Here is a 19,265-nt window from a genome sequence, read left to right as displayed (position 1 = left end):
TAAATGATCTATGTAAGCGTCGACCGGTTGCATGCCGTTCCCCGGATAGGCACCCTCCCGGAGGGTTTTCGCAATCTCTCGCAGTCTCAGATCAAACTTGGGATCATCTGTTTCGATGACGGAAAACAAGGCACTGCAGTCGCAGTGGCTCCGCGACAACGAGCACGGACCTGCATGCAAACAGGTTCCAAAAACAGCAAGGCCGGCAGTGAGCGCACTTCTCCGTGCGAGCATCACTCTGCAGCTACCTTTTGACCATCCAGCATCGGTTTAAGGTATTGCCCGGTATGGCTGCGCTCGCACGTGGCCACGTCCTCGGGCGTACCTGCTGCAACGATCTGACCGCCGCCATCGCCGCCTTCGGGGCCGATGTCGATGATCCAGTCGGCGGTCTTGACCACATCCAGATTGTGTTCGATCACCACGACCGTATTGCCCTGATCCACCAGTTCATGCAGCACTTCCAAAAGCTTACGCACGTCTTCGAAATGCAGCCCCGTCGTCGGCTCGTCAAGGATATAGAGCGTCCGTCCCGTAGATCGCTTGCTCAGCTCCTTTGACAGCTTGACCCGTTGCGCCTCGCCGCCGGACAGCGTGGTCGCCTGCTGGCCAACCTTGATATAGCCCAACCCAACGCGGGCCAGCGCATCCATCTTATCGCGGATCGAGGGGACGGCCTTGAAGAACTCCTGCGCATCTTCCACTGTCATATCAAGTACATCCGCAATGGACTTGCCCTTGAACTTGATCTCCAACGTCTCGCGGTTGTAACGCGCGCCCTTGCAGGTTTCACAAGTCACATAGACATCGGACAGGAAGTGCATCTCGATCTTGATGACACCGTCGCCCTGACAGGCCTCGCACCGCCCGCCCTTGACGTTAAAGCTGAACCGGCCCGGCTTGTACCCGCGCGCCTTGGCCTCGGGCAGACCGGCGAACCAGTCGCGGATCGGGGTGAAGGCACCTGTGTAAGTCGCTGGATTCGAACGCGGAGTCCGCCCGATAGGACGCTGATCGATGTCGATCACCTTATCCAGATGTTCGAGCCCCTTGATCGTTTCACAAGGCGCAGGCGTCTGCCGCGCGCCGTTCAGGCGCATCGAGGCCGTCTTGAACAACGTCTCGATCGTCAGCGTGGATTTACCGCCGCCCGACACGCCCGTGACGCAAACGAACTTGCCCAGCGGAAATTCGGCCGTCACGTTCCTGAGGTTGTTGCCGGTCGCCTTGACCACCGTCACCTTCTGCTTTTTCCCCTTACGCCGCTCGGCCGGCACCGCAATCTCGCTTGTGCCCGACAAATATTGACCCGTGATCGAGGCCGCATCCCCCGCGATCTGATCCGGTGTGCCGTGACTTACCACCTGTCCGCCATGTACGCCCGCGCCGGGGCCGATATCGAAGACATAGTCCGCCTCGCGGATCGCCTCTTCATCATGTTCGACGACGATTACGGTGTTACCTTGGTCGCGCAGGTTCTTGAGCGTGCCCAGCAGACGGTCATTGTCACGCTGGTGCAAGCCAATCGACGGCTCGTCCAACACGTAAAGCACTCCTGTCAGGCCAGAACCGATCTGGCTGGCAAGCCGAATGCGCTGGCTTTCACCACCTGACAGAGTGCCACTTGAACGTGACAGCGTAAGGTACTCCAAACCCACATTATTCAAGAATCCAAGCCGCTCACGGATTTCCTTGAGAATGGCCCGCGCAATCTCGTTCTTCTGCACGCTCAGATGGTTCGGCGCATCCTCGACCCAAGCCAGCGCTTCGCGGATCGACATCTGCACCACCTGCCCCACATGCAGTCCGGCGATCTTGACGGCCAAGGCTTCGGCACGCAGACGGTAGCCGGTGCAGGTGCCGCAGGGGCGATTGTTCTGATAGCGCTCGAACTCTTCCCGAATCCAGGCGCTGTCAGTCTCGCGATAGCGGCGCTCCATATTAGGGATTACGCCTTCGAAACTGCGGGTAACCTGATAGACACGGCCCCCCTCGTCATAGCGGAACTGGATTTCCTCGTCGCCCGAGCCGCGCAGAAACACCTGCTGCACCTTCTTGGGCAGGTCCTTCCACGGCGTGTTCTTGTCGAATTCATAATGGCGCGCGATGGCTTCGATGGTCTGCAGGAAATATGGCGACTTCCCCTTGCGCCAAGGGGCAAGCGCGCCGTCATACAGTTTCAGCGTCTGGTCGGGCACCACCAGCCTTTCGTCAAAGAACAGCTCAACCCCCAACCCGTCGCAGTCCGGACAGGCCCCAAAGGGCGCGTTGAACGAGAACAGGCGCGGTTCGATCTCGGGGATGGTGAAGCCACTGACTGGACAGGCAAAATTCTCGCTGAAGGTGATCCGTTCCGGGTCGCCTTCCTTTGGCGCGGTCTCAAGAATGGCGATGCCGTCGGCCAGATCCAGAGCGGTGCGCAGACTGTCGGCCAGCCGCGTCTCCATCCCTTCACGGACGACCAGGCGGTCGACAACCACGTCGATGTCATGACGGAACTTCTTGTCCAGCGTCGGCGGCTCGTCCAGCTCGTAGAATTCGCCATCTACCTTGACGCGCTGAAAGCCTTGCTTGCGCAGCTCCAGAAATTCTTTCTTATACTCCCCCTTCCGGTCCCGCACGATAGGGGCCAACAGGTAACCGCGCGTCCCCTCGTCCATGGTCATGATCCGGTCAACCATGTCCTGCACCTGCTGCGCCTCAATCGGCAGGCCGGTTGCTGGGCTAAAAGGCGTTCCAGCGCGTGCGAACAGCAGACGCAGATAGTCGTAGATCTCGGTCACGGTGCCCACGGTCGAACGCGGGTTCTTCGAGGTCGTCTTCTGCTCAATCGAGATTGCCGGGCTCAGACCGCTGATATGGTCGACATCCGGCTTTTCCATCATGTCCAGGAACTGCCGCGCATAGGCCGACAGGCTCTCGACATAGCGCCGCTGCCCCTCGGCATAGATCGTGTCAAACGCCAGCGAGGACTTGCCCGAACCGGACAGGCCGGTGATCACCACCAGCTGATCCCGCGGGATGTCGACATCGATACTCTTGAGGTTATGCTCGCGCGCGCCGCGCACCTCGATATTCTTCAGCTCAGCCATTCTGGCCCCCAACACACACGTCCCCTAGACATAGGCGAGCGGCGCTGAGTCTCCAACCAAAAAATGAGAACAAAGTATGAACGAGCTGATTTTCGACGGCGCCCGCCCTAACCCACCGATTTACGTGCCAATGCCCACGCGCAAATCGGAAATGCCGGATCATTGTCCAGATCGTCGGTTTGGGGATCATAGACCGGAGGCCAGTCCGGTTCGAGGTTCCGCAGCGCCGCCTGCCGGTTGCCCCACTGTTCCGCCCGGATATACGCCGGATGGAATCCGCATTCGGTCAGCAGGTTCCTGAGCCGCGGGCAGACCAGCGCGAACAATCATGTGGGGCCGCGTGGAACGGGATAAAGAACGGCACCGCCAGCCAGAAATAACCACCCGGGCGCAGCATCTCTTGCACGTTCAAGGTCGCCTCGAACGGACGGTCGAGATGTTCCCAAACCTGATTGGCAAGCACCAGATCGAATTGCCGGACCCTTCTCTGTTCGTCCAGCAACGGTCCGCTGCAGATATCATGCTGGTTGAGCCCGACCTGCTGGTAGCTGCGAAACCCGAACTGATTGCCCCATGTGCCAGAAATCTCAACCACATCCAGCGCAGACGGATTAAGATCGCGGATCCACTGGCGGCTGCGTCGGGCCATGATCACACGGTTCAGACTGGTCACGCGGGGCCCTCCGACTGCGTTTCGGGCAATAGATCACGACGGGATCCGGCTGTCGTCAGAAAACGCGTCCGACCAATGTCTTCATATCCAATCTGAGCGGGAAAATGGCGCGGTTGACGGGGCTCGAACCCGCGACCCCCGGCGTGACAGGCCGGTACTCTAACCAACTGAGCTACAACCGCGCATTTAGGGTCTCTGTGCGATCCGTTTGCCCGGATCAAAGGCTGGCAGCGATGGCGCGGTTGACGGGGCTCGAACCCGCGACCCCCGGCGTGACAGGCCGGTACTCTAACCAACTGAGCTACAACCGCCCACTGCCCGTTCATTGCTGAACGTTGGGGTGTATTATGGCCCCGGTCGGGCAGCGTCAAGCGGCGTTTTCAAGTTTTTTGTCCGATACCGATTTTTTCGTAAAGCGTCGAGTTTTCCACCTGCCCACACCGATCAGGCAAACGCTGACCGCCACCGGCAGAATGCAAGCTTTCGCCTTGCGAACGGCGCAAAGCCGATGTATGAGCCCCGGCTATGGGTGATTAGCTCAGTGGTAGAGCGCTTCGTTCACATCGAAGATGTCAGGAGTTCAAATCTCTTATCACCCACCACTCCTCCTTTAGTTCAGTGCGTTATGACGTGTTCGCCGAGTGCTTTTCTGGCAGGCTTCAGCCAGCCCGCCGTCGATTAACCGCTGACATAAACGCCTGCTCTGGGTCGATAGAATATCTTCTGGTCATGAAGTCGACCCAAGAGATCATGCATCTTGTGCAGGAAATCTTCGCGTGCGGCTTTGTCCTCGACGGACTCTTGAGCCGGTTCACCCGATTTCGACGCGATAGCCTGGCGCATTGCCTTTTCGATCAGATCCATATCTTCAACGGAAAGCTCAAACAGATCGTTATACTGGGGCACTCCGATTTCTCCCTCCGTGGCGCAGGAATTCAACGTGCCTGAACTTTGTCCGTTTTTCCACCATTAACGTCCGCGCTCAGCGTTCGGGCTGCATAGCTTAGGGCCACCCCATAGAAGCCCGGGGATTTTCGTCTGTTTCTCAACGCTTGCCAGAAATCTGCTTGACTGATTATGCTGATCTTGCGGACGGACGGGATATGACATGGCGGATCTGAAACGGGAAATCGGCCTTGTCGGCCTGACCTTCATCTCGGTCGGCGGCATCATCGGGTCCGGCTGGCTGTTCGGTCCGCTACTGGCGGTGCAGCACGCCGGGCCAGCGGCGATCCTGTCTTGGATCATCGGTGCCGTGGCCATGTTCATTCTGGCGATTACCTTTGCCGAGATCTCGGCCATGCTGCCGATCCCCGGCGGTATCGCGCGTGTGCCGCAGTTTTCGCACGGCAATATCGTGTCGATGGCGATGGGATGGACCGCCTGGATCGGCTACAACACCACCGCACCGATCGAGGTTGAGGCGATGTTGAAATACCTCGCCCCCTATGCACCTTGGCTACACGCCGCAGATACCGGTGACCTGACGGGCGCTGGCATTTCGGTGGCTTTGTTGTTCATGTTACTGTTCGTGGCCGTGAACGCCTTAGGAGTGAAGTTCTTTGCTCAGGTGAACGCGGTGCTGACCTGGGCCAAAATCGCAATCCCGGTTTTTCTGTCTATCTTGTTGATCCTCACCCGTTTTGACGCGCAGAACCTGACAACGCCTGACGGATTTGCACCCTACGGGCTCAAGGGGATCATGGCAGCCGTGTCGACCGGAGGCGTGATCTTTTCCTTTATCGGATTCCGGCATGTGGTTGATATGGCGGGCGAAGTGCGCAATCCGAAATTCGCAATCCCGGCGGCTCTGGTTCTGTCGATTGCACTGTGCGCGCTGATCTATGTCGGCCTGCAGATCGCGTTCATCGGTGCGCTTGACCCGACGATGATCAGCAGAGGCTGGGCTAGCCTTGATTTCGGAGGACAAGGACCGCTTGACGGTATCATTATGTCTGTCGGCATTTTGTGGTTTCTGAGCCTGTTGAACATCGGCTCGGTCATCGGGCCCTTTGGCAATGGTTTGGTTGCAACCGGTTCGAATGCCAGGATTGCGTTGGCGCTTTCGCAGAATGGGTTCCTGCCGAAACGCCTGCAACTCCTGTCGAGGTTCGGCGTGCCGCTGTGGGCGTTGGCGTTGAACTTCCTGATCGGAATGGTCTTTCTTCTGACCGTGCCCTTTACGACGGTCATCGCTCTGAACGGGGCTGCGATTGTGCTGTCGTTCGCCGTGGGGCCGATCGCGGTGGTCTGCCTCAGGGAACTGCTACCGGATCACCCCCGATCTATCCGTGTTCCCGCCGTCAAACTTGTGGGCGCTACCGCATTCGCGATTTCCACGCTCATCGTCTATTGGAGCGGTTGGGATACCGTCTGGAGGCTGGGTATCGCTCTGCTGGTTGGAATGGTGCTGCTTCTGATCCGCTTCCACAACCGGCTCGACGAGATGGACGCCACCGAGGCGCTGTGGCTGCTGCCTTATCTTGGGGGACTGGGACTAATCTCGTACATGGGTCAGTTCGGAGATGGAGCCCAAAAGCAAATTCCGTTTGGCTGGGACATCCTGCTATGTGCGGTGTTCGCCGTGGTGATCTTTGCACTTGCGGTGCGATCGTCCCTGTCGGATGAAAAGTTTCAGGCCTATGTCGCCGAAGAGGAACTATTGGGCCCGGCAGAGCCCGTAATCGGGCTCTGAACGAAAAAAGGCGGGGCCGCGCCCCGCCTTTCGTTCATTTTTCTGAGCTTTAGTGCGCAGTCGCAGAGGTGCCTGTGCTTTCAGCAGCTTTCGCGGCCGCTGCAGCGGCCTCCTCAGCGGCTTCATCCCACTCTACGGGCTCAGGCTTGCGTACCAGAGCTTGCTCGAGGACTTCGGATACATGCTTGACCGCAATGATATCCAAGCCTTCCTTCACGTTGTCCGGGATGTCGGCCAGATCTTTTTCGTTCTCTTCGGGGATCAGAACGGTCTTGATGCCGCCCCGCAGCGCCGCCAGCAGTTTTTCCTTCAAACCCCCGATCGGCATCGCGTTACCACGCAATGACACCTCACCGGTCATGGCGATGTCTTTGCGCACGGGAATGCCGGTCAGGACCGAGACAATCGACGTCACCATCGCCAGACCCGCCGACGGGCCATCCTTGGGCGTGGCCCCATCAGGCACGTGCACGTGGATGTCGATCTTGTCGAACTGCGGCGGCTTAACCCCGATCTGAGGCGAAATCGACCGCACATAAGACGACGCCGCATCGATGGATTCCTTCATCACATCGCCCAGCTTACCGGTGGTCTTCATGCGCCCCTTACCGGGCAGCTTCAGCGCCTCGATATGCAGCAGATCACCGCCGACAGAGGTCCAGGCCAGACCGGTCACCACGCCCACTTGATCGTCCTGTTCGGCCAGACCATAGCGGAACTTGGGCACGCCGAGGAAATCATCCAGATTGTCGGGCGTCACCGTGATGGCTTCGGCCTCTTTCTTGATAATCTTGGTCAGCGATTTCCGCGCAACCTTGGCAATCTCGCGCTCAAGGTTCCGCACACCCGCCTCACGGGTATAGGTGCGGATGATCGACTGCAGCGCCTCATCGGTCAGTTCGAACTCTTTGTCTTTCAGGCCGTGGTTCTTGACCTGCTTCTCGATCAGGTGCTGCTTGGCGATCTCGCTCTTTTCGTCCTCGGTGTAACCGGCCAGCGGAATGATCTCCATCCGATCCAGCAGAGGCCCGGGCATGTTGTAGCTGTTGGACGTGGTCAGGAACATCACGTTGGACAGGTCATATTCGACCTCCAGGTAATGATCCATGAACGTGCTGTTCTGTTCAGGGTCGAGCACTTCCAGCATCGCCGAGGCTGGATCGCCACGGAAATCCTGACCCATCTTGTCAATCTCATCCAACAAGATCAGCGGGTTCGTGGTTTTTGCCTTCTTCAGCGCCTGAATGATCTTACCAGGCATCGACCCGATATAAGTCCGACGGTGACCACGAATTTCGGATTCGTCGCGCACACCGCCCAAGCTAATGCGAATGAACTCGCGCCCCGTGGCCCGTGCGACCGACTTACCCAGCGAGGTCTTACCCACACCCGGAGGGCCGACAAGGCACATGATCGGGCCTTTCAGCTTTTTCGACCGTTGCTGCACCGCCAGATATTCGACGATCCGTTCCTTGACCTTCTCAAGGCCATAGTGATCGGCATCCAGAATATCCTGCGCGCGACCCAAATCCTTTTTGACGCGGGATTTGGTGCCCCAAGGCAGCGCCAGAATCCAATCCAGATAGTTGCGCACAACGGTGGCTTCGGCCGACATCGGCGACATATTCTTGAGCTTCTTCAGCTCACCTTCCGCCTTTTCCCGCGCCTCTTTCGACAGTTTGGTCTCGGCGATCTTTTCTTCCAGTTCGGCAACTTCGTTGCTGCCGTCCTCGCCATCGCCCAGTTCCTTCTGAATGGCCTTCATCTGTTCATTCAGGTAATACTCACGCTGCGTCTTCTCCATCTGGGATTTGACACGGGTCTTGATCTTTTTCTCGACCTGCAGGACCGACATCTCACCCTGCATCAGGCCATAGACCTTCTCAAGCCGCTCACTGACCGAGAGCGTCTCAAGCAGTTCCTGCTTTTGCTCGACCTCGATGCCCAGATGGCCCGAGACCAGATCGGCCAGTTTCGCCGGCTCGGTCGTGTCGCCAACAGCGGTCAGCGCCTCTTCGGGGATGTTCTTGCGCACCTTGGCGTAGCGCTCGAACTCATCCGCGACGGTGCGCAGCAGCGCCTCGGTCGTGGTCATGTCACCGGGGATTTCGGTCAGATATTCGGCGCGGGCTTCAAAAAAGTTGTCGTTATCCAGAAACTCGGTGATCTGCACGCGCGCCTGCCCTTCGACCAACACCTTGACGGTGCCATCGGGCAGTTTCAGCAGTTGCAGCACATTGGCCAGCACACCCGAGCGGTAGATGCCGTCAATATCCGGGTCATCGTCGCCGGGGTCCATCTGGCTGGACAACAGAATTTGCTTGTCATCCTGCATTACCTCTTCCAGCGCGCGGACCGATTTGTCACGGCCCACGAACAGCGGCACGATCATGTGTGGGAACACCACGATATCGCGCAGCGGAAGGACGGGGTATGAGGAATTCAGAGGTTCTTGCATGCTCTATCCTTATCGTTGGCAAGACGGCACCGGTCCCTTGTCAAGGCAACGCTTGGCCGTCTCCTATCTTGGACGATAAACGTGGGGCTCCTGTCTGCCCGTTTCAAGCTTATCGCCGTGTCTCGTGATGCAGCATGACCCGAGGTTCTGGCGACTGCAAGACGTCGCGCAGACATATCCACCGAAATAAGACGACAAAGCCTGTCAGATAGGTTCAATATCGCCCTGCGCGCGCTGCGCGTGGAACTCGGCCTGCCATGCGCTGAACGTGCCCGCGGCAATCGCCATGCGCATCCCCTGCATGATTTCCTGAAAATAATGCAGGTTGTGCCAGGTCAGCAGCATGCCCGAGATCATCTCGTTCGCGCGGAACACGTGATGCAGATAGCCGCGGGAATAGTGGGAACAGGCCGGGCAACCACACGCCTCGTCCAGTGGGCGCGGGTCATCGGCGTGGCGGGCGTTCTTGATGTTGACCACACCATAACGGGTAAACACCTGCCCGGTGCGCCCCGACCGCGACGGCAGAACGCAATCCATCATATCCACCCCCCGAGCCACCGCGCCGACGATATCGTCGGGCTTGCCGACGCCCATCAGATAGCGCGGCTTGTCCGTCGGCAGGAAATCCGGCGCATAATCGAGGCAGTCAAACATAGCCTCCTGCCCCTCACCCACGGCCAAACCGCCGATGGCATAGCCCTCGAACCCGATCTGTTTCAGCGCCTCGGCGCTTTCCTCGCGCAGATCACGCTCCAGCCCGCCCTGTATGATGCCGAACAGGGCGTGCCCCGGACGGTCACCAAAGGCGGCGCGAGACCGCTCGGCCCACCGCATCGACAGGCGCATCGACTGCGCGATCCGGTCACGGTCGGCAGGCAAGGCCGGACATTCGTCGAAACACATCACGATGTCCGACCCCAGCAGGCGTTGAATCTCCATCGAACGCTCGGGCGACAGTTCGTGTTTCGAGCCGTCGATATGAGATTTGAAGGTCACGCCCTTTTCGGTCAGCTTGCGCAGCCCGGCCAGCGACATCACCTGAAACCCACCCGAATCCGTAAGGATCGGCCGGTCCCAGTTCATGAACTTGTGCAGCCCGCCCAGCCGGTCGATCCGCTCGGCCGTGGGGCGTAGCATCAGGTGATAGGTGTTGCCCAGCAGAATATCGGCCCCCGTGGCGCGCACGCTTTCGGGCATCATCGCCTTGACCGTCGCCGCCGTGCCCACGGGCATGAAGGCGGGTGTCCGCACCTCTCCCCGAGGGGTGTGGATCACGCCGGTCCGGGCCTTGCCATCGGTGGCTTTCAAATCAAACGAGAAACGGTCGGTCATCCTGACACCCTACGATCACGGGAACCGGGCCGCGTTTGCCCGATCTGCCCCGGTTTTGCAACCCGGACAGGCGGCGATGCAAAGCCGTCACAGATCATGGTACAGTTGCATTCGCAGATTTGCATTCCTGGCGGCTCAATCCATACCAGAGTTGAAATCGGGCGACTCAATCCCCAAATGTATACTATAGTACACAATAAAAGAGGACAGATATGATCGAAGACCAGATTATCGGACTGCTTTCATCGAACATTATTTACCTTGTCGCTGCGGCCCTTGTTGTCGTCGTCATTCTGAAGGGCATCAAGATCGTCCCTCAATCCGAGAAATACGTGGTTGAACGGTTCGGCCGCCTGCATTCGGTCCTTGGGCCGGGGATCAACTTTATCGTTCCGTTTCTGGATGTTGCACGCCACAAGATATCCATTCTGGAACGCCAGTTGCCCAATGCGACGCAAGACGCGATCACCAAGGATAACGTTCTGGTGCAGATTGATACATCGGTGTTCTACCGTATTCTGGAGCCTGAAAAGACCGTCTACCGCATCCGCGACGTGGATGGCGCCATTGCCACCACCGTCGCCGGGATCGTCCGCGCCGAGATCGGCAAGATGGACCTTGATGAGGTCCAGTCGAACCGCGCGCAACTGATTGAACGCATTCAGGAAAGCGTTGAAACTGCAGTCGATGACTGGGGCATCGAAGTGACGCGCGCCGAGATTCTGGACGTAAACCTCGATCAGGCCACCCGCGACGCGATGCTGCAGCAGCTGAACGCCGAACGCGCCCGCCGCGCGCAGGTGACTGAGGCCGAGGGCCAGAAACGCGCCGTCGAGCTGCAGGCCGATGCCGAATTGTACGCCGCCGAGCAAACCGCAAAGGCCCGCCGCATTCAGGCCGAAGCCGAGGCCTACGCCACCGGCGTCGTGGCCAAGGCCATCCAGGATAACGGCATCGAAGCCGCGCAGTACCAGGTCGCCCTGAAACAGGTCGAGGCGCTGAACACACTGGGCAACGGCACCGGTTCGCAAACCATCGTTGTGCCCGCCAATGCGCTTGAGGCATTCGGCAACGCCTTCAACATGCTGAAAGGAGGAAAATGATGGCCGACCCCTTCTGGCTGACATGGTGGATCTGGCTGGCCGGGGCGCTGACGCTGGGCATTCTCGAGATCCTTTTGCCCGGCTTCATCTTCCTTGGGTTTGCCATCGGCGCGGCCATTACCGGCCTGCTGTTGCTGATCCCCGGCCTGACCCCGACGCTGGCGGTTCTGGCGCTGATTTTTGCGGTCCTGTCTCTGGTCTCGTGGCTGGTGCTGCGGCGCATGTTTGCCCTGCCCCATGGTCAGGTCAAAACCTTCAACCACGACATCAACGACTAATCCGCTGTGGCGTCTTTCGCAGGCGCCACGGCCCCTCTGGACGCTGCCCAGCTCTTTCCCTATATAATTCGTCAGGTAACAGACCCGAGGCTTGAATGACCCACCCCAGCGAACAGTTCGAAGGCAGCCCGCTGATTGCGCCTTCGACCATTGATCACCCGCTTTATGAACCCGTGGTCGACGCCTGCCGGACCGTTTTTGACCCTGAGATTCCGGTCAATATCTACGACCTCGGCCTGATCTATACGATCGACATCAACAGCGAGAACGCGGTCAAAGTCATCATGACGCTAACCGCCCCCGGTTGCCCGGTCGCAGGCGAGATGCCCGGCTGGATCATGGAAGCCATCGAACCCGTGGCTGGCGTCAAAGAGGTCGATGTTGAACTGACCTGGGAGCCCCCCTGGGGCATGGAGATGATGTCGGACGAAGCCCGGCTTGAACTGGGCTTTATGTAAACCGCTAAGCGATCCACCGGTTTTTGCCGTTTGTCATGAAACGGTTATGAGCCTGTTACGATTCTGTTGATCTATTGACACAAAGAGTCGGCACGTTTGCCGCGCACTCCCTGCAGTGCAGGCGTTCCGGGGCAAAAGACCTGATTGCCGTCCCCAACAAAGACCTGACCCGGATGTTGAGACCGCCCTTGCCCGAGGGCGGTCTTTTTTCATCCCCTACTCGATCCCGCAGGTCGATTTGATCTCGGCCGACCGGGCATCCAGCTGTTTGATGTAGTCACCCGACAGCATCTTCAGGTGCTTGTTCTCGGTCCCCGTTATCAAGCCCAACAAGGCACCGGCGGGCAGGACCGAGACCACGCTTTCGACCTGCTGATCCTCGGCATGTTTCTTTTCGGCTGCAATGGCGCGCAGATCACCCGGCGCGGTGGCGCAGTTGACCGGATGTCGTTTGTCCGTGTCGGCCGCGATGGCCGTATTTGCCAGCAGAAGCCCAGTCAGAACGCCCGCACCGATCCGTTGCAGTAAGGGTTGTGCCATTATCCAGCCTCTCTCAGAAATCTACTCTTGCCTGTCACGCTACGGTCATCCAACGCCGCAAAGCAATCGGTTTTGCGTCCGCAATCCCTTGAGCCCGGCGCGTCCTGGCCCTAAATTAGATGCAACGCGCGAAAACGGAGCCCCCCAATGTTTGGCATTCCCGGCAAGCAGGCCGTGACCATGACACCCAAAGCCGCCGAGCAGATTGTTCGGCTGATGCAATCCGGCGGCCATGCAGGCCTGCGGATCGGCGTCAAGAAAGGCGGCTGCGCGGGCATGGAATACACCATGGACTATGTCGATCAGGCCGACCCGAATGACGAAGTGGTCGAACAGGACGACGCGCGCGTGATGATCGCGCCCATGGCCCAGATGTTCCTGTTCGGGACCGAGATCGACTATGAGGTCTCGTTGCTGGAATCCGGCTTCAAGTTCCGCAACCCCAACGTCGTCGATGCCTGCGGCTGTGGCGAATCGATCAAGTTCGACGAAAGCCTTGCTGAGCGTTAAGACGCAGATTTCAGGTGCACGTAGGTCTCATTGAAGCGCCGCGTCAGGTGATCGCCCGCCCGTATGGTCTGCCCCGATTCCGGCGGCGCCACATTCGTGTCGTATGACGGGTTGAAGAACAGCGGCACCGAAATCCGCTCATTCGCACCGCCCCGGACACGATGCAACGTGGCCTTGACCTCTCCGCCGGTCCAGAGTTCAAGCATCTCGCCGAAATTGATGACAAACCGGCCGGGCTCGACCTGAACGCCCTGCCATTTACCATCGGGCATCTGCACCTCAAGCCCCGGCGCGCCATCAGTGGCCAGCAGGGTCAAACAGCCATAGTCGGTATGCGCGGCGATGCCGAAGTCGTTTTCGCCCGCCCAATCCGGGCGTTGCGGATAGAAGTTGCCACGCAGTAACGCCATCGGTGTGTCAAACGCCGCATCGAAACTGCGCGGGTCCCGGCCAAGCGCGGCAGCAATCGCGTGCAGGACCCTCATGGCGACCGCGCAAGCATCGGCATAGTAATCCTGAATCGTGTCGCGGAACTCATCGGCGCCTTCAGGCCACAGGTTCGGCGCGTAAACGGACAGATTCCGTGCTGCATAGGGATCGCCCGGGGGCAGTTCGTAACCGCAATCGAACACCTCTTTGTAGTCGGGGTTGGCGTTGGGATCGACCTGCTCGGATTTCGACGCACCCCAGCCCCGGTTCGCGCCGGTGGTCGCCATGTTCACGGTTTGCTTGACCGGCTCGGGCAACCCGAAGAAGGCCCGATAGGCCTCCAGAACCCGACATACACGATCCGCATCCAGACCTGTTTCGGACACTGTCAGAAACCCGACCTGCCCGACAGCGCGCCGCAGCCGCGCCAATTCATCCGCATCGCGCCGGTCCAGCTTTTCAAGGTTGAGATTGTCGATCATGAACGCCCCCGTGGTTCCCGCGCGCACTCTGTCGATTGTGCGATACCTCCGCAACCGGAATTGTCAGTTGCCCCCACGGGTGTTATCGGTTCCCAACACACCCGGGACGGAGGAACGGCAATGCGGCGCAAGCTTGCGGCAGGCAACTGGAAAATGAACGGCACCAGTGCCGACCTGACCGAGATCGAGGCATTGGCCCGCGCACACCCTGCCCCCTCGGTCGATATCCTGATCTGCCCTCCGGCGACCCTGGTACATCGGGCCGCACAAGCTGGTGGTATTGCCATCGGAGGCCAGGATTGCCACGCCAACGCGTCCGGCGCGCATACCGGCGACCTGAGTGCAGGAATGCTGGTCGATGCGGGTGCAACGGCGGTCATTCTGGGCCATTCCGAGCGCCGCGAGGATCACGACGAAAGCAACGAAGACATCCGCGCCAAGGCCAATGCTGCAATGGATGCGGGGCTGATGGCGATCATTTGCGTCGGCGAAAGCCTTGAACAACGCGAGGCCGCCAACACATTGGACATCATCGGCGGGCAGATGTCGGGCTCGATCCCCGATCAGTCAACCGGCGAGAATCTGGTTGTGGCCTATGAACCGATCTGGGCCATCGGCACCGGCAAGGTTCCCACGCTGGACGAAATCGGTGAGGTGCACGACTTCATCCGCGCCCGTCTGGAACGCCGCTTTGGTGAGGGTGTGGGGCGCTCGGTCCGATTGCTCTATGGCGGGTCGGTCAAACCGGGCAATGCGGCGGACATCTTCGGCGTGCCGAATGTCGATGGTGCACTGGTCGGCGGGGCCAGCCTGAAGGCACAGGATTTTTCGGGCATCATCAGCGCGCTTGAAGGCGCCTGAGCGCTATTCGGCGATATCCTCGGCCCAAAGCTCGGGCTTTTCCGCGATAAACCGCTTCATCAGCGCGATGCAGTCGGGATCATCGGCGATGACAACCTCGACCCCGCGCTCACGCAGAAAGGTTTCGTTGCCGCCGAAATTCAGGGTGTCGCCAATGACGACGCGCGGGATACCGAACTGAACGATGGTGCCCGCGCACATCATGCAGGGCGACAGAGAGGTATAGAGCACCGTATCGCGGTAGCTGCGCTGCCGCCCGGCCTTGCGCAGCGCGTCCATCTCACCATGGGCGATGGGATCGCCGCGCTGGACACGCTGGTTGCGGCCCTGCGCAACCACCTCGCCACCACGGGCCAGAACCGACCCGATCGGACAGCCGCCTTCGTCAAAGCCCGCACTTGCCTCGTCATAAGCAATACGCAGCAGTCGGATGTCAGTGTCGGTCAGCATGGTCAGGGGCCCCAGTTGTTGTCGGCAAGCTTGGCGCGCAGCAACAGGCCCGTCAACCACGCTCAGGCCAGCTTCATGGCGATCATGCCCGAGATGATAAGCACCGCTGCCATCATCCGCATCGGCGTCAGCGCCTCGCCCAGCAACATCACGCCCACCAGAAACGCGCCAACCGCGCCGATGCCGGTCCAGATCACATAGGCCGTGCCCAGCGGCAGCGTCCGCATGGCCAGCGCAAGCAGGCCAAAGGACCCCACCATCGACACACCCATGATCGCCGTGGGCCAAAGCCGCGTGAACCCAGCCGATTGCTTCATCGCAACCGCCCAGACGATTTCCAGCAGACCAGCAAAAAGAAGAAAAATCCAAGCCATGACAGACCCTCCGAGAATTCGGGTCGTCCCGAAAAAGGTATCCATGACGGAGAGGTCGTCCTCAGCCCCCTATCTATGAACGCCACCCGACGTTTCAAGAGGGCAGGAACCGGGCGGAAAAGCTCCGCCCGGTTCTTGAACATCTAGTTCGTTATGATTTCCGGCCCCATGAAGGTATTGGGCAGGAAGGTCGATATCCACGGGATGTATGTGACCATGATCAGGAACACGAACAGCACGGCCAGGAAGGGCAGCGCGGCGCGCACAACCGCCATCATCGGCATCCCCGCCACGCCCGAGGTCACGAACAGGTTCAGACCGACCGGAGGCGTGATCATCCCGATCTCCATGTTCACCACCATGATGATGCCCAGATGGATCGGGTCGATGCCCAGCTCGATGGCAATCGGGAACACCAGCGGGGCCACGATAACCAGCAGGCCCGAGGGCTCCATGAACTGACCGCCGATCAGCAGGATCACGTTCACCACGATCAGGAACGTCACCGGTCCCAGACCTGCCGACAGCATGGCGCTGGCGATGGTCTGCGGCACCTGCTCATCCGTCAGAACGTGCTTCAGGATCAGCGCGTTGGCGATCACGAACAGCAGCGTCACGGTCAGCTTGCCCGCCTCAAACAGCGTGTGCTTGGTGTCGGGATGCACGAACGCGGTCAGCAGCGCATAAGGTTTCTTGATCAGCGGCAAGTTCTGATCATCACCTTTGACATGCAGCGGGCCCATGTCTTTGTAGATGAAGCTGGCGATCAGGAAGGCATAGACAGCGGCCACCGCAGCGGCCTCGGTCGGAGTAAAGATACCACCATATATGCCACCCAGAATGATGACGATCAGGAACAGCCCCCAAGCAGCCTCGCGCGCCGAGGCGAATATCTCGCCCCAACCAAGCCATTCCCCTTTGGGCAGGTTCTTGACCTTGGCCATGACATAAATGGTGATCATCAGCATCAGGCCGGCCATCAGGCCCGGAATGACACCCGCAAGGAACATGCGCCCGACCGAAACCTCGACCGCAGCCGCATACACAACCATCACGATCGACGGCGGGATCAGAATGCCCAGCGTACCCGCGTTACAGATCACACCAGCGGCGAATTCCTTGGAATAGCCCACCTGCCGCATCCCGGCGATCACGATGGAACCAATTGCCACAACGGTTGCCGGAGAAGATCCCGAAAGCGCGGCAAACAGCATACAGGCAAAGACGCCCGCAATCGCCAGACCACCCGGCAGGTGCCCCACACAGGCGATCGAGAACCGGATAATTCGCCGCGCCACCCCGCCCGTCGTCATGAAGGACGACGCGAGGATGAAGAACGGGATCGCCAGCAGGGTAAAGTGGCCCTCGAACGCCTCGAACAGCGTACCCGCGACCGAGGCCAGCGAACTGTCGGAATAAATCAGCAGGAACAGGGTCGAGCTAAGGCCAAGCGCCACCGCAATCGGCACGCCGATCAGCAACAGGCCAATGACCATCGAGAAAAGAAGTACGACGTCCATCAGTCATGTTCTCCTTGCAGGGCGCGGACTTCTTCGATCTCGTCCTCGACTTCGTGGCTGGCGACGATGCGGTCGGTCTGACCGCGCAGGATCTCGATACCGGCCTGCGTGAACCGGATCACCAGCAGCAGCATCGACACCGGCAGTACCAGATAGGGCACAACCTTGGGCAGCTTCTCGTACCCCTCGCCATAGTTGATCAGGCCTTCCAGAAAGCGCAGCGGCGCGACCATTGGGATGTCGTCGACCTCATAGAAGCTCTGACTGCGGGCACTGGTGTCGAACCCCGTGGGGAACCAGCGACCCGAGGTCGGCGGCAGGTCGGCAAAAACCGCCCAATAGTCATACGCCCCCTTCAACAGCAGCAGCGAGAACACAAGGCAGCACGCGACAGCGATCAGCGCCAGTACCCGGCGCGCGCCCGGCGCCAGCATGTTCAGGATCGCATCCACCCCCAGATGGGCGTGTTTCTTGACCGCATATGATGCGCCCAGCAGCACCAGCCAGCCAAAGGTGAACACCGTCAGCTCCAACGCCCACAGGATGTTGGAATTAAACACAAACCGCGCGATTACGTTGGCGAATGTGACAACCGTCATCAGGCCCAGCAGACACGCGATCAGGGTTTCTTCGATATGGTCGACCAGCCCGTGTTGGCCGGGTTTCGCACCAGACATCTCTTCAGTCCCCGCATTTTATGGTGAGAGTAAGGTTTGGCGGGCCCGATCCGGCCCGCCCGGCCTGCGCGTCGATAACTCCCCAGTCCCCCGACGCGCAGCCTCTGTCCGGGATCAGAACCCGGCGTTGATCGCCTGTGCCGCGTCGATCTTGTCCTGACCTACGTCATCGGCGAACTTGTCCCAAACGGGCTTCATCGCATCGACCCAGGCCTGACGTTGCTCGGGGTTCAGCTCACGAATGATGCCGCCCGCATCGGTGATCGATGCTTTGGCCGCCTCGTTCACAGTAAAGGCTTCCTTGTTCCGGGTCTCGGTCACTTCGGCCAGAATGGTCAGGAACTGATCGCGGACTTCAGGGTCAAGGCTGTCCAGCCAGTCAACCGAGGTCACAACCAGATAGTCGATGATGCCGTGGTTGGTCTCGGTGATGCCGTCCTGCACCTCAAAGAACTTCTTGCCGTAGATGTTCGACCAGGTGTTCTCTTGCCCGTCCACAACGCCCTGTTGAAGCGCGCCGTACACTTCCGAGAACGCCATTTTCTGCGGGCTGCCACCGATCGCTTCCATCTGCGCCACCAGCACGTCCGACGACTGAACGCGGAATTTCAGGCCATCTGCATCCGTGGGCGCAACCAAAGGCTGGTTCGCCGACATCTGCTTCATGCCATTGTGCCAGAAGGCCAGCCCCTGCAGGCCGCGGCGCTGCATGCTGTCCTTCATCGCCTGACCTTCAGCCGAGGCCTGGAACGCATCCACGGCATCGATGTTCTTAAACATGAACGGCAGGTCGAACAGGCGGAACTGCTTGGTGAATTTCTCGAATTTCGACAGCGAGGGCGCGGCCAGTTGCACGTCGCCTTGCAGCATCGCCTCAAGCACCTTGTCGTCATTGTAGAGGGTCGAGTTCGGGAACACCTCGACGCACATCACGCCGTTCATCTCGTCGTTGACACGCTGTTCCAGCAGCGATGCGGCGATCCCCTTGGGGTGCTTGTCGGTGTTGGTCACATGCGCGAACTTGACGACGATCTCGCCATCGTCACAGGCGGCGATGCCTGCAGTTGCGGTGACGGACAGGGCCAGAGCGGTTGCAGCCGTTGTCAGGAATTTCATCAGTCTTTTCCTCCCAGACTTCCATAAGACGTTCGTCCGACGCCATCCGGGCGCCGTATGGGGCGAAGTGAACCGAATCGCCGGGCCTCTCTCAACATTTTGTTGAAACGATGAGCAGTTCATAATTTTCTGTTGATATTCAGGGAGCTATTCGTCGTACCGCCGCGTCTCTGAACTGATCCGAAAACAGGATGTGCGGGATTTCACACAGGGG

The 19,265-nt window shown here is 59.5% G+C and carries 18 protein-coding genes and 3 tRNA genes; 7 read left to right on the top strand and 14 right to left on the bottom strand.

Annotation, left to right across the window (positions count from 1 at the left end):
- Positions 1-233: 233 nt before the first annotated feature.
- The 4 genes from uvrA to ACR0J1_RS02050 all read right to left on the bottom strand — a co-directional run bounded on the left by uvrA (position 234) and on the right by ACR0J1_RS02050 (position 4,076).
- Entirely contained in the window at positions 234-3,092 is a 2,859-nt protein-coding gene (gene uvrA / locus ACR0J1_RS02065; protein ID WP_480729791.1) for an excinuclease ABC subunit UvrA, read from the bottom strand.
- A gap of 286 nt (positions 3,093-3,378) precedes the next feature.
- Entirely contained in the window at positions 3,379-3,765 is a 387-nt protein-coding gene (locus ACR0J1_RS02060) for a methyltransferase (protein ID WP_480729793.1), read from the bottom strand.
- Between the two features lie 105 nt (positions 3,766-3,870).
- Positions 3,871-3,947 (bottom strand) — tRNA-Asp (locus ACR0J1_RS02055).
- A 52-nt stretch (positions 3,948-3,999) separates the two neighbouring features.
- A tRNA-Asp gene (locus ACR0J1_RS02050) sits at positions 4,000-4,076 on the bottom strand.
- Positions 4,077-4,292: 216 nt separating this feature from the next.
- Here ACR0J1_RS02050 and ACR0J1_RS02045 point away from each other — a divergent pair.
- A tRNA-Val gene (locus ACR0J1_RS02045) sits at positions 4,293-4,367 on the top strand.
- A gap of 76 nt (positions 4,368-4,443) precedes the next feature.
- On the opposite strand, the gene ACR0J1_RS02040 is transcribed toward ACR0J1_RS02045, so the two are convergent.
- On the bottom strand, positions 4,444-4,671 hold the full coding sequence (locus tag ACR0J1_RS02040; protein WP_480729795.1) for a hypothetical protein: 228 nt from the start codon (positions 4,669-4,671) through the stop codon (positions 4,444-4,446).
- Between the two features lie 202 nt (positions 4,672-4,873).
- On the opposite strand from ACR0J1_RS02040, the gene ACR0J1_RS02035 reads away from it, so the two are divergent.
- On the top strand, positions 4,874-6,460 hold the full coding sequence (locus tag ACR0J1_RS02035) for an APC family permease (RefSeq protein ID WP_480729797.1): 1,587 nt from the start codon (positions 4,874-4,876) through the stop codon (positions 6,458-6,460).
- 49 nt (positions 6,461-6,509) lie between these two features.
- Here ACR0J1_RS02035 and lon read toward each other — a convergent pair whose 3' ends face one another.
- Positions 6,510-8,918: an endopeptidase La gene (gene lon / locus ACR0J1_RS02030; protein ID WP_480729799.1), complete on the bottom strand. Its 2,409-nt coding sequence runs from the start codon at positions 8,916-8,918 to the stop codon at positions 6,510-6,512.
- Between the two features lie 204 nt (positions 8,919-9,122).
- The gene (tgt, locus tag ACR0J1_RS02025) at positions 9,123-10,253 is read right to left on the bottom strand and encodes a tRNA guanosine(34) transglycosylase Tgt (protein ID WP_480729800.1); all 1,131 of its coding nucleotides are present in this window, start codon (positions 10,251-10,253) and stop codon (positions 9,123-9,125) included.
- Between the two features lie 212 nt (positions 10,254-10,465).
- Here tgt and ACR0J1_RS02020 point away from each other — a divergent pair, with 212 nt between their 5' ends.
- The 3 genes from ACR0J1_RS02020 (at position 10,466) to ACR0J1_RS02010 (ending at position 12,092) form a co-directional block, all read left to right on the top strand.
- On the top strand, positions 10,466-11,356 hold the full coding sequence (locus tag ACR0J1_RS02020; protein WP_480729802.1) for an SPFH domain-containing protein: 891 nt from the start codon (positions 10,466-10,468) through the stop codon (positions 11,354-11,356).
- Positions 11,356-11,634 (top strand): NfeD family protein, encoded by a 279-nt coding sequence (locus ACR0J1_RS02015; RefSeq protein ID WP_480729803.1) that lies wholly within the window; start codon positions 11,356-11,358, stop codon positions 11,632-11,634. The genes ACR0J1_RS02020 and ACR0J1_RS02015 overlap by 1 nt, the downstream gene beginning before the upstream one ends.
- Before the next feature lie 95 nt (positions 11,635-11,729).
- Entirely contained in the window at positions 11,730-12,092 is a 363-nt protein-coding gene (locus ACR0J1_RS02010) for an SUF system Fe-S cluster assembly protein (RefSeq protein ID WP_480528971.1), read from the top strand.
- A 216-nt stretch (positions 12,093-12,308) separates the two neighbouring features.
- On the opposite strand, the gene ACR0J1_RS02005 is transcribed toward ACR0J1_RS02010, so the two are convergent.
- Positions 12,309-12,632 carry a hypothetical protein gene (locus ACR0J1_RS02005; RefSeq protein ID WP_480729805.1) on the bottom strand — a complete coding sequence of 108 codons (324 nt, stop codon included), beginning with the start codon at positions 12,630-12,632 and terminating at the stop codon, positions 12,309-12,311.
- 147 nt (positions 12,633-12,779) lie between these two features.
- On the opposite strand from ACR0J1_RS02005, the gene ACR0J1_RS02000 reads away from it, so the two are divergent.
- Positions 12,780-13,142, top strand: coding sequence for a HesB/IscA family protein (locus ACR0J1_RS02000; protein ID WP_480729807.1), 363 nt, complete (start codon positions 12,780-12,782; stop codon positions 13,140-13,142).
- Here the strand turns inward: ACR0J1_RS02000 and ACR0J1_RS01995 are convergent.
- A complete protein-coding gene (locus tag ACR0J1_RS01995) occupies positions 13,139-14,053 on the bottom strand; it encodes an isopenicillin N synthase family dioxygenase (protein WP_480729808.1) in 915 nt (304 codons plus the stop codon). The genes ACR0J1_RS02000 and ACR0J1_RS01995 overlap by 4 nt on opposite strands.
- 120 nt (positions 14,054-14,173) lie before the next feature.
- Here ACR0J1_RS01995 and tpiA point away from each other — a divergent pair, with 120 nt between their 5' ends.
- Complete coding sequence (gene tpiA, locus ACR0J1_RS01990) at positions 14,174-14,914, top strand: triose-phosphate isomerase (RefSeq protein ID WP_480729810.1); 741 nt, start codon at positions 14,174-14,176, stop codon at positions 14,912-14,914.
- A 3-nt stretch (positions 14,915-14,917) separates the two neighbouring features.
- Here the strand turns inward: tpiA and ACR0J1_RS01985 are convergent, their stop codons facing one another.
- The 5 genes from ACR0J1_RS01985 to ACR0J1_RS01965 form a co-directional block, all read right to left on the bottom strand.
- Complete coding sequence (locus ACR0J1_RS01985; RefSeq protein ID WP_480729812.1) at positions 14,918-15,364, bottom strand: nucleoside deaminase; 447 nt, start codon at positions 15,362-15,364, stop codon at positions 14,918-14,920.
- 62 nt (positions 15,365-15,426) lie between these two features.
- Complete coding sequence (locus ACR0J1_RS01980) at positions 15,427-15,738, bottom strand: DMT family transporter (RefSeq protein WP_480729814.1); 312 nt, start codon at positions 15,736-15,738, stop codon at positions 15,427-15,429.
- A gap of 143 nt (positions 15,739-15,881) precedes the next feature.
- Positions 15,882-17,258: a TRAP transporter large permease gene (locus ACR0J1_RS01975; protein WP_480729816.1), complete on the bottom strand. Its 1,377-nt coding sequence runs from the start codon at positions 17,256-17,258 to the stop codon at positions 15,882-15,884.
- Positions 17,258-17,935: a TRAP transporter small permease gene (locus tag ACR0J1_RS01970; RefSeq protein ID WP_480729817.1), complete on the bottom strand. Its 678-nt coding sequence runs from the start codon at positions 17,933-17,935 to the stop codon at positions 17,258-17,260. Before ACR0J1_RS01970 ends, ACR0J1_RS01975 begins: the two co-directional genes overlap by 1 nt.
- Positions 17,936-18,049: 114 nt before the next feature.
- Positions 18,050-19,051, bottom strand: coding sequence for a DctP family TRAP transporter solute-binding subunit (locus ACR0J1_RS01965; protein ID WP_480729819.1), 1,002 nt, complete (start codon positions 19,049-19,051; stop codon positions 18,050-18,052).
- Between the last annotated feature and the right edge of the window lie 214 nt (positions 19,052-19,265).

This window comes from Ruegeria sp. CJ3 (genome assembly GCF_056536725.1).
The sequence above is the reverse complement of the archived record's forward strand: the minus strand, read 5'-3'. Positions and strand labels throughout refer to the sequence as shown.